Raw genomic sequence first — 6,248 nt, 5'->3', positions numbered from 1 at the left:
GAGCCTCCTTGTGGTTTAGGCAACCGTAATATACTATTACGGACAAGTTGGCTCCACTTTTTTCACCCCTTCAAAAGTTTGTTAGGACAGGTGTGGGAGAAACTGAAACTTTCACCGGGAATCACTGATGATGAAGCATAAGACGGCAGGCGGCGTTTCCGCATGGCGGGAGCTGCTTCTGGCGGCCCTGATCGGCATGGCGGGGGCGTGGAGCTTGCTTTTCCTGTATTTCTGGATGCTTTTCATCAACCAGATTCACTATCTGGTGGAAAATTCTCCGATACCGGCGGAAATCTCGGCGGTTACGCTGGCGCTCGGGGCGCTGATCCTGCCGGGAGCGGCATGGTTCAGCCGCGATTTCTTTCCGAAACTGCGCCTGCTGAACCGGGCGCTGTTTCCGTTGCTGGTTCCGGTTCCGGCGCTGCTGCTGTGGCCGGAATCCTATTTCTGTCTGCTGCTGCCGGTTCTGGCGGGCGGAATCGCATTCTACCGGCTCGGCGCGGCGTTTCCGCCGGAGAATTACCGCCGGTGGCGCCGTTTGCCGCCGCGTTGCGGAGTTGTGCTGGCCGGGCTGGGATTCGCCGCCGCGGTCTGGTGGTATTTCGGAATCCAGTGCCGCGCTTACGACAGATTTTTTCTTTTCTTCAGCGACTGGGGGGAGTATTCGGAAAATTACCTGCGGCTTGCTTTCGGCGAAAACCGCTCCTGGAGTGATTTTCTCGCCGTCGCCGGCCACTGGAACCCGGTGCCGAATGTGGTCATGGCGCTGTTTTTCCGGCTTCACCCGGCCGCAGTCACCGTCTTTGCCGTGAATGCGCTGCTGCTCGGTTCGGCGGTGCCGCTGACCTATGCGCTGGCGCGCTCGGCGCGGCTGCCGGTCGCCGCCGCGCTTGCTTTCGGCGCGGCCGCCTTCCTGAATCCGGTGCTGAATGGGCAGGTGCTGTCGCTGTTTTACGGATACCATCCTATCAACTTTCTGGTGCCGGTCCTGCTGGGATTCTTCGTGTGCCGCGCCCGGAAGAACCGGATGGGGATGGCCGTTCTTTTTCTCCTCTCCTTTCTGGTTCAGGAGACGGCGGCGGTCTTCTGGGCCGGCTATGCGCTCTATTGGCTGGCGGAACGGCGTTGGCTGGCGGGAACGGCGCTCTTCCTCGGCTGCGCGGCGTTCTTTCTGGTGATCTCCTCGGTGGTGATGCCGAATTTGTTCGCCCATGCGAGCTACGCGCAGATGTTCCACTACTCCGCGTTGGGCAGTACGCCGCTGGAAGTGCTCTGTTCGCCGTTCCTGCGTCCGGCTGCGTTCTGGCGGACGGTATTCGAGTGGCAGAACTTCGCTTTCGTGTGTTCGCTGCTGCTGCCGCTGGCGCTGCCGGTGCTGATGAATCCGAAACTTGCCGTGACGGCCCTGCCGCTGCTGGCCGGAGTATGTCTGCAAAGTTCCCCGGATGTGAAGAATATCGTAATGCAGTACGGAGTGGAGGTTTCGGTTCTGCTGCTGGCCGTTGCGGTTCTGAATGCCGCGCGGCTCAACCGGGGGCGCGGTTCGGCCCTGCTGGGCTTCATCGGCCGGGGCATTCCCCGGAACCGGCATGCTTCGATCCAACTGTGGGGGCTTTGCTTCGGAACGCTGGCCCTGACCGCCGGCAGCTACTTCCTGATCGGCCGGTACGCGGTGACCAAGATGAACTGGCGGCCCGATGTCGGCAGTGTGATCGAAGAGCTTCGCCGGGAGGTGCCGCGCGAGAGCCGGGTGATCGCCACTTCGCGGCAGCGCGTTCACTTTCTGTTCCGCAATTCAACGGCGGGGCTTGACGCGAAGCCGCAGACGGGCGACACCGTGATTCTGGCGCTGGACGACGGTGCCACCGGGGCGGGCGAGCTGGAGCGGTTCCGGGCGGAACTTGCCGCGAATCCGGCAGCGGTGCCGCTGGGAAGCATTCCGTGCGGCGGAGACCAGCTGGTGGTGTTCCGGCTCGTTCCGCCGGGGACTCCGTCCGGCGGCCTGCCGTTTCTGGTGCCGATGTCGGCCGGGCAGTTTGCCGGAAGCGGGCCGCTGCTGGAGCAGGAGAATCCCGATTTTGAGGTGCGGGCGGGCTCGCGCGGCGGAACCGTTCCGCTGCTGATGGTCCGGCCGCTGCGCCCGGTCGATTATGACGTCAACATTGAAATCGGGCCCGGCGGGGGGAAAGCGGGGCGGGTGCGCCTTGTTCCTTTCGCCAACGGGCTGGTTCCCGCTTATGCGGCGCAGGTGGGGCAAGTCTTTATCGCGCCGTTGCCGGAGGCGGCCGCCGGACCGGTTGCGGTGCGGATTCTTCGCCGCCCCGAATCGGGCCCGCTCGCTTCACGGAAAAAATGAATTTCAGGAAAGGTATTCCATGATGATGCTTTCGTCAACGCCCGTTCCGGGGGCTGTCGTGCCGGAGGGCTGTTTTGCGGTCTATGAAGCCGGAGTCGTCGCGGTCGGCAACCGCCGGTTCGAACGGCGCTGGCTGGTGCTCCCGGAGGGGCTTTCGCCGTTGTCGGTCCGGCTGGACGGCCGGGAGCTGCTGGTTCCGGCGGATATCGCCGCCGGAATTTCCGATGCGCGGTGGGAGACGTTCGCCGCGCCGCTGACCTGTACCGGCGCTCCGGCGCTGCACGCCCGGCTGGAGCTTGGAACCGCCCGCTATCATTTCGCGGTGACCGCCGGGGCCGCCGCAATCACGGTGGAACGGGAGTCCGAATTGGCGGCCGCCGCCGTGGCGGAAGCCGCCGGCCCGACCGGGCTGGAGATCGATCCGGCCCCGGAAGCGGAGAGGTCCGCCGCTTTCGAATGCTGCGAAAATCTGGAAGCAGCCTCGCCGCATCTGCGGCTGCTGGAATTCCGCTTTGCGGACCAGACCGACCGGCACGACAATCTGCTCGATATTCGCGAATACCGGCTCGGGCCGGTCGAACCGTTGCGGCTGCGGGGGGTATTGTGGGCGGTGGAGAGCCCGCTTTCCGGGGAGGGGATCGCGCTGCTGAAGCTGGCGCCGCTGCCGGAATCCCGTCCGATTGCCGACCCGGTCGATTTTGAATGGGATTGCCGGAGTTTGCGTCTGCACGGCGACCGTTATCCGTGGGCGGCGATCGGCTATTCCGGCGGCCGCTGCGGCCTGACGCGCGCGCTGCAGGAGTTTCAGCGGGAGCTTCGCCCGCCGCGCTGCGGCCGGGACGGAATCGCGATCAGCAACACCTGGGGCGACCGCAACCGGGATCAGGCGCTGAATGAGAAGTTCATGCTCCGGGAATTGGAAATCGCCGCCGGGATCGGCCTCGACGCCTGTCAGATCGACGACGGCTGGCAGAGCGGCGTCACGGTCAATTCCAGCGCGGCGCAGCAGGCCGGAGGCGGCGTCTGGGAGGGGTATCACGCGGTGAACCCGGATTTCTGGAAGGTGCATCCGGGGCGTTTCCCGAACGGTCTTGCTCCCTTGACGGAGAGAGCCTCGAAACTGGGCGTCGGCATCGGCCTCTGGTTTTCCCCCGACTCCGCCGACGATTTCGCGAACTGGGAGAAGGATGTGGAAACCGTCTGCCGCTTCGAGCGGGAGTTCGGAGTGGAATGGATCAAGATCGACGGCGTCAAATCACGCACCCGCAAAGGCGAAGCCAACCTGCGCCGCTTTTTCCGGAGCGCGATGGAGCGCAGCGGCGCAAAGCTGACCTTCGACCTCGACGTGACCGCCGAAGTGCGCCCCGGCTACTTCGGCATGCCGGAATTCGGGACGCTGTTCGTGGAGAACCGCTATTCCGACTGGCGCCGCTGGTGGCCCTACGCCACGTTCCGCAACCTGTGGCAGCTGGCGCAGGCGATTCCGCCGGTGCGGCTGCGCTTCGAATGCCTGAATCCGGAACGGAACCAGGAGAAGTACGCCGCTGACCCGCTCGCTCCGGTCCACTATCCGATGGATTGGATTTTCTGTTCGGTGATGGCGGCTTCCCCCCTGATCTGGTGCGAACTCGGCTCGCTGTCGGAAACGTGCCGCAAGGCGCTGAAAAAAATCGTGCCGGTCTGGAAAGCGTACCGCGAAGAGCTGTACAGTGGGGTCACGCTGCCGGTCGGCCCCTGCCCTGACGGTACGACCACATCCGGTTTTTTCACGGTCGGGGCGGGTGAATCCGTCTGTCACCTGATCCTGCTGCGCGACCTCGACAGCCGATCCGGGCATGAGTTCGAGCTGCCGGTCGATCCGCGGGAATATACAATCCGCCGGATCGCCGGAGACGGAGAATTCGAAGTCACCGGAATTGATCGCCTCACCTGCACTCTCCCCGCCGAGCGCAGTTATCTCTGGCTTCGTTTCTCTCGCTCCTGACTGGCGGGATTTTGCCTTTGGTCGCCAAAGGCAAAATCCCCATGTTATTTCGAAATCAGCGCGGGGGAGGTGACGACCATGCCGGAGGTGTCGCTGCACTGCTGGAAGACGCGCAGGTCGAAGACCGGCAGGATGGCCAGCAGATGGTCGAAGATATCCGACTGGATTTTTTCATAGACGGCCCAGCGGGTGTCATTGGTGAAACAGTAGACTTCAAGTGGAATACCGGTGGCTCCGGGCTGGAGCTGGCGCACCAGCAGCGTCATCTCCTGATGGATGCCGGGATGATTGCGCAAATACTGTTCGACATAGGCGCGGAAGGTGCCGAGGTTGGTGACCCGTCGTTCGTTGATCGGCTTGGCGCCGCGTCTGGCGAGTTCGGCGTTCCAGTCGGCCAATTCCTTCTTTTTGTGTTCGAGATAGTCGTCGAGCAGCACGAAATCTTCGAGCCGCCGGATCTCCGCGTCATCGAGGAAGCGCACGCTGCGCTGATCCAGATAGAGGGCGCGCTTGATGCGCCGCCCGCCGGTTTCCTGCATGCCGCGCCAGTTTTTGAAGGAGTCGGTGATCAGCTTGCGGACCGGGATGGTGGTGATGGTTTTGTCCCAGTTGCGCACCTTGACGGTGTGCAGCGCAACTTCGATCACGTCGCCGTCGGCGTTCTGGCTGGGCATTTCGATCCAGTCGCCGATACGGACCATGTCGTTGGTGCCGAGCTGCACGCCGGCGACCACCGACAGGATGGTATCCTGAAAAATCAGCATCAGCACCGCCGCCATCGCGCCGAGCCCCGACAGCAGGATCAGCGGGTTGCGGTTGATCAGCGTCGCGACGATCAGGATCACCGCTACCGCGAAGATGAAAATTTTCAGCAGCTGCAGATACCCTTTGATCGGCTTGGCGGCGGCATCGGGACGGCGGCTGTAGGTGATTTCGACCAGGTCGAGGATTTTCGCGAGCGCCAGTGAAACCGTCAGCACGATAAAGGCGCTGCACACGTTGCGGATCACGATTTCCAGCGGTTCATGCACATCCGGTATTGCCGCCGCACCGTAGGCGAGCACCAGCGCCGGGACGATGTTGGCCAGCCGGGAGATGATCGCCAGCCGCACTTTGTTCTCGGCGCTGTCGTGGGCGGGGAGTGTGCTCAGCAGCCGCTGCAGGCCGCGCAGCAGGATGCGCTTGGTGATCCAGTTCACCAGAAATGCGACCAGGATCAGCACTCCGGCTACGATTGCGCTGTAGGCCCATGGGTAGGGCTTCAGGGCTTCCTGTAAAGTATCCAGCCATTCGATCATCGTCTCTCCTCCTCCGGGTAATCGGGTTTTATTCTTCTTCATATAATATAACCCGATTGCGCGTTTTTTGAAAGCCGGAGAGCCGAAATCAGTCGGTCAGCGGTCCGACCGGCGGCATTTTCCAGGAGGTTCCGGCCGGTATTGCGCCGATGTCGGCATGGGAAGCCGGGTGGATCGCGGTAGTTCCCGCATTCCGGGCCGGACTGTTTTCGAGCGGGGAGAAATCGTAATCGGCGGGGGCCTTCAATTGCAGCGCCTCCACACTGTCGAGCACGCTGCCGCCTTCTCCGGCGAGCAGCTTCGACTGTTCGGCGCTGCCGGGCGAGACGACCAGATTGTTGTAGAACTCCATCAGGCTTCCCCGGTATTTGGCGTTTTTGTGGAATGCGGCGGTCACGATGATATTGTTGAAGAAGCGGAAGTTCACCAGTTCGCATTCCAGCGGGCCGGGCTTGTTGAAGAAGTTGCCGTGCTCGTGGAAAATGGTGTTGTTGAAAGCGAGGAAGCCCGCTCCGGGGGCGAAGGCGAACCGCTTGGAAACCGGCCCGCGCATTTCATGTTCTTTCAAAGCGCCCATGCGGGGCTTGGACCAGTTGCGGTTTTCCGCACC

General features: G+C 62.8%; 4 protein-coding genes. 2 read left to right on the top strand and 2 right to left on the bottom strand.

The annotated features are described in order from the left end of the window. Positions 1-127: 127 nt before the first annotated feature. Both C8D82_RS10565 and C8D82_RS10560 read left to right on the top strand, forming a co-directional pair. On the top strand, positions 128-2,356 hold the full coding sequence (locus C8D82_RS10565; RefSeq protein WP_116884251.1) for a DUF2079 domain-containing protein: 2,229 nt from the start codon (positions 128-130) through the stop codon (positions 2,354-2,356). Between the two features lie 19 nt (positions 2,357-2,375). Further along, complete coding sequence (locus C8D82_RS10560) at positions 2,376-4,340, top strand: alpha-amylase family protein (RefSeq protein ID WP_133245152.1); 1,965 nt, start codon at positions 2,376-2,378, stop codon at positions 4,338-4,340. Positions 4,341-4,384: 44 nt separating this feature from the next. On the opposite strand, the gene C8D82_RS10555 is transcribed toward C8D82_RS10560, so the two are convergent. Together C8D82_RS10555 and C8D82_RS10550 are read right to left on the bottom strand one after the other, a co-directional pair. Further along, complete coding sequence (locus C8D82_RS10555) at positions 4,385-5,638, bottom strand: mechanosensitive ion channel family protein (RefSeq protein ID WP_116884249.1); 1,254 nt, start codon at positions 5,636-5,638, stop codon at positions 4,385-4,387. 88 nt (positions 5,639-5,726) lie between these two features. Further along, the gene (locus C8D82_RS10550) at positions 5,727-6,215 is read right to left on the bottom strand and encodes a hypothetical protein (RefSeq protein WP_116884248.1); all 489 of its coding nucleotides are present in this window, start codon (positions 6,213-6,215) and stop codon (positions 5,727-5,729) included. Positions 6,216-6,248 lie beyond the last annotated feature (33 nt).

Origin of the sequence: Victivallis vadensis (assembly GCF_003096415.1) — a bacterium.
GTDB lineage: Bacteria > Verrucomicrobiota > Lentisphaeria > Victivallales > Victivallaceae > Victivallis > Victivallis vadensis.
The sequence above is the reverse complement of the archived record's forward strand: the minus strand, read 5'-3'. Positions and strand labels throughout refer to the sequence as shown.

Excerpts from the sequence above, each read along its gene's own strand:
- C8D82_RS10565 (WP_116884251.1), top strand. The coding sequence starts at position 128 with ATGATGAAGCATAAGACGGCAGGCGGCGTTTCCGCATGGCGGGAGCTG.
- C8D82_RS10560 (WP_133245152.1), top strand. The coding sequence starts at position 2,376 with ATGATGATGCTTTCGTCAACGCCCGTTCCGGGGGCTGTCGTGCCGGAG.
- C8D82_RS10550 (WP_116884248.1), bottom strand. The coding sequence starts at position 6,215 with ATGGGCGCTTTGAAAGAACATGAAATGCGCGGGCCGGTTTCCAAGCGG.
- C8D82_RS10555 (WP_116884249.1), bottom strand. The coding sequence starts at position 5,638 with ATGATCGAATGGCTGGATACTTTACAGGAAGCCCTGAAGCCCTACCCA.